We start from the raw sequence: 4,754 nt of genomic DNA, 5'->3' as shown, positions 1-4,754 counted from the left end.
TTATTACTCACTCGTTATCTACTGCTTTTTTCAAGTAGTAAGTAGTTATAGCTTAATAAACAGCATTACAGGTAAATTCGAAAATAAACACATTTACGCATTTTATAATTTTGAACCACACAAAAATGCCAACGATTAACACCGCACTTTTTATTTAAGGTAAGCAAGATGATCAATAAACCATGTTTTACTAAATTTAATTTTATTAGTATTGCGCTACTGTTGTTGTTAGCCGGTTGTTCAGATAGCGAAGTCAGCACTCAAAAGCAAAACAAGCCACGCCCTGTTAAGTTAATAACCATTGATGATGGCTCTCAATCAAAAACACTCACCTATCCTGCCACTATAGATACAATAAACAGCTCAAAACTGGCCTTTCAGGTCAGTGGTAAACTTGAAAAGCTCAACGTTATTGCTGCGCAAAATGTAAAAAAAGGAGACGTAATAGCCGCATTAGAGCAACGAAACTTTGTTAATGAGGTTAAGTCGAGCAAAATACAGTTTGAAACGGCCAACAATGATTATCAACGTGGTTTAAAGCTTGCCAAAGACGGTGTTATTTCACAGCGAGATATAGAGCAACTAAAATCTAAAAAAGAAGTGGCCGAATCACAGTATGACTCAGCGCAAAAGGCATTATCTGACAGTAAAATCATAGCGCCTTACGATGCCATTGTTGCAGAAGTTCCAGTAAAGCAGCTTGAAAACATCAGTGCTGGGCAACATGTAGTTACCCTATTTGGTAAAGGTGAAATGGAAGCGGTTGTAAATATTCCCGCGTCTATTGTGGCCACGGTAGATTCTAAGCAAAACAATGTAGCGACTGTTATTTTACAAGATGTATCGGCTGCGCCTATCCCTGCAACATTTAGACGTGCGAATTTAGAAGCCGACTCAGCCAGTCAAACCTATGAAGTACGCTTTTCGTTTGCTGTACCCAATAACCTTAATATATTACCTGGCATGAATGCCAGCCTAAAAATAGAACGTCAAACAAGTTCAAACGCAACACGACTGGCTGTCCCTACCTTTGCTATTTTTGAAGAAAACGGCCAGCATTTCGTATGGACTGTTGACCAACAAACAATGCAAGTATCAAAAACACTCGTTGCTATTGAGCAAGGTATTGGCGAACAACTGATTATTACTGAGGGCTTAAAAGCAGGTGATGTGATTGTAGGTGCAGGTGCAAACTATGTGACTGAGGGTATGAAAGTACGTCCTTGGACTAAAGCATAGGAGCGCAGTCATGGATTTAGCAAAGTGGACAATAAATAATAAATTAATTAGCACTATACTCATCATTTTAACGCTTGGCTTTGGTTTTTCGTCATACAAAAACATGGCTCGGTTTGAAGACCCCGAATTTATAATTCGCACCGCGCAAGTATTTGTTTCTTATTCAGGCGCGAGCCCGCTTGAGGTTGCTAAAGAAGTGACCGAGCCGCTTGAGCGTGCCATTCAAGAGTTACAAGAAGTCGATACTATATCGTCGACCTCATCTACAGGGTTATCTGAAATTAAAGTAGAAATTAAATCAGAATTTTCGCCAACCAAATCTGAGCTACAAGTTATTTGGACTAAACTCAGAAACAAAATTAACGATACTCGCCCAACGCTTCCTCCTGGTACAGGGACCCCCAAAGTGTTTGATGATTATGGCGATGTATATGGTTTGAGTTATTTAATTACTGCTGAAGGTTACTCCCCCGATGAACTGCATGCCTATGCCAAAACGCTACAAAGTGACATTTTACAAGTAGACGGTGTAGCGAAAGTTGCCATGACGGGCGTACAACAAGAGGGGATATTTGTAGAAATTGCTCGAGAAGAGTTAGCCTCTTTAGGTGTATCTATCAATAACATTTACGGTATTTTGGATGAACAAAACGCCGTATTGAGTGCAGGTAATACCCAAATTGGCGATCAACGTATTTTTATTGATCCCACCGGCGAATTAAACTCCGTTGATACCATTAAAAACCTACTGGTAAGTGCCAGCGCTAAAGGTAAAACAATTTACCTAAAAGATATTGCCAATGTATACCGCGGTTTTCAAAGCCCAGCAACCAAGTTAGTGCGCTACAACTCTAAGCCTGCCATATCCCTGGGGGTTGCCAGTGTATTAGGCGCTAATGTGGTAAAAGTGTTTGACCGCGTTGATGATAAAGTAAAGCAAACTGAAAACCTCAGACCGCTTGGCATCAGCGTGCATGAGTTTTACCACCAAGGAAAAGTGGTACAAGACTCAGTCGATAACTTTGTGGTTAATGTATTAGTGGCGCTGGTGATTGTCATGGTCACGCTACTGCTATTTATGGGGTTACGCTCTGGGGTTATTATTGGTGCCGTGTTACTGCTAACTATTTTTGCAACCCTTGCTACCATGGACTTTAGCGGTATACCCATGCACCGTATTTCCTTAGGTGCGCTTATTATTGCCCTCGGTATGATGGTTGATAATGCGATTGTGGTGACAGAAGGAATTTTGGTAGGCACACAACAAGGGCGTAAAAAGTTAGACATTGCCAGTGAAGTTGTAAAACAAACTAAATGGCCACTACTTGGCGGTACATTAGTCGGCATTGTTGCCTTTGCACCTATTGGACTTGCCCCAGGCGATACAGCTGAATTTACCGGCCATTTATTTTGGGTTATTTTAATCTCTTTGTTATACAGCTGGTTATTTGCCATTACCCTAACTCCCCTGTTTTGTTATTGCTTGTTTAAAGAACAAGATGGCGATACCTCTGGTTCAGCAAAACCAAATAAACTCATGGCGTTGTATCAATCGGTTGTGGTGTCGGCACTGCATCATCGCTGGTTAACGGTTACTGTTGTGGTTGCCATGTTTAGTGTGTCTATGTGGGGTTTTCAATTTGTAAAATCAGGGTTTTTCCCAGCTTCCACCACGCCGCAAATGGTGGTTGATTTTTGGTTACCACAAGGCACCGATATTGAAAAAACCAAAAAAGACATGCTCAAACTTGAAGCGTTTGTAAAACAACAAAACGGCGTTGAAGGCATACAAACGCTTATTGGCGGTGGCGGATTACGTTACATGCTTATTTATGGCAGCGAATCACCCAACAGTTCTTACGGGCAAATTTTAGCTAAAGTCGATGACTATAAAAAACTAGATCAACTCTTACCTAGGGTACAAAACTACATCGATAATAACTTTGTGGATGCGCAAGGCAAAGTATGGCGCTTTGTAATGGGCCCCGGTGGTGGCTCTAAAATAGAAGCCACATTTAAAGGCCCCGATCCGAGTGTATTAAGAGAGCTTGCAGCAAAAGCAAAAGCCGTATTAATTGAAGATGGCGGTGCGCTGTCAATTAAAGACACTTGGCGACAACGCATTAGTGTTATTGAGCCACAGTACTCAGCCATTAATGCACAGCGCGCGGGTGTAACGCGCAAAGCGGTTGCCGAAGCACTGCAACAAAACTTTTCAGGGCAAGTGGTTGGGCAGTATCGTGAAGGCGAAGAGCTCATTCCTATTATCGTCAGAGCGCCACAAAAAGAACGCGTAGACATAAACGACATTGGTAACATTCAAGTGCAAAGCAATATCACCGGTGAAACACTGCCTCTTGCTCAAGTCACCAATGGCTTTAAAACCGTATGGCGCGACGGCATATTAAAACGTGAAGACCGTGAATGGACCATAAAAGCCCAAGCCGATCCACTGCCAGGTGAGCTTGCTTCTGAGTTATTTAATAGAGTAAAACCTAAAATAGAAGCCATTGAACTACCACAAGGCTACCGCCTAGAATGGGATGGCGAATATGGTCAATCGAAAGAGTCTAACGAAATGCTGGCCTCAACTATTCCACTGGGTTTTTTAGCCATGGTACTCATTGTTATTGTGTTATTTAACGCATTAAAACAACCTATTATTATTTGGCTTGTGGTGCCATTAGCCTTAATTGGTGTTGTTTTTGGGCTGGTTACTACACAAATCCCATTAGAGTTTATGGGTATATTAGGATTACTGTCGCTCTCTGGTTTATTGATTAAAAATGCCATTGTATTAGTGGATCAGATGGATATGGAAATTCGCCAAGGAAAACCTGCTTATAATGCCATTATCGATTCGGCAAATAGTCGGGTAAGACCAGTAATGATGGGCACACTCACCACTGTACTAGGGGTTATTCCACTGTATTTTGATGCGTTTTTCCAATCGATGTCAGTGGTACTGGTGTTTGGGTTACTTTTTGCCACCCTACTGACTTTAATTGTGATCCCCGTACTCTACGCGATATTTATGAACGTAAAAACAGATGAACATATACATAGTTAATTGTTGATCACACTGAATCTTGGTCAAATGTTATGAACACTTTGATCAAGATTCACCCTACTTTAGTCAAAAATTACAGAATAAACGCACAACCATAATGGCAATAAACGCACTTTCTAATTATTATATTAATATCAAACAGCAGTATTTTTAAATTAACGATAACAATTCTACTGTCCGCCCTATATTAAATTTAGTCGCTTTTGTTATTCAATAATAATTGGCTCGGAAACTTTATATGCCATTACAACGCTTACTTATTCTTTTTATATCACTGGCGTTAAGTGAAGCCACTATTATGATGTTATTGGCATCATTTGTTACGAAATATACAGGCATCTGGTTTTCTGTAATATTAGATGCCAGCCTTTGAATCGCCCCGTGTTTGCCAGAGACTCAATAACTTGAGAAACTGGAACTATGAAAAAATCAAATCGCTATACAT

2 protein-coding genes are annotated in these 4,754 nt (G+C 40.6%); both read left to right on the top strand.

The annotated features are described in order from the left end of the window. The first annotated feature begins 168 nt into the window (after positions 1 to 168). Complete coding sequence (locus tag A9479_RS19255) at positions 169 to 1,239, top strand: efflux RND transporter periplasmic adaptor subunit (protein WP_028834567.1); 1,071 nt, start codon at positions 169 to 171, stop codon at positions 1,237 to 1,239. A gap of 10 nt (positions 1,240 to 1,249) precedes the next feature. After that, complete coding sequence (locus tag A9479_RS19250; RefSeq protein ID WP_064664305.1) at positions 1,250 to 4,309, top strand: efflux RND transporter permease subunit; 3,060 nt, start codon at positions 1,250 to 1,252, stop codon at positions 4,307 to 4,309. Positions 4,310 to 4,754 lie beyond the last annotated feature (445 nt).

Origin of the sequence: Pseudoalteromonas sp. MQS005, from assembly GCF_001661605.1 — a bacterium.
GTDB lineage: Bacteria > Pseudomonadota > Gammaproteobacteria > Enterobacterales > Alteromonadaceae > Pseudoalteromonas > Pseudoalteromonas tetraodonis.
This window is presented reverse-complemented; position numbering and strand designations above follow the sequence as displayed.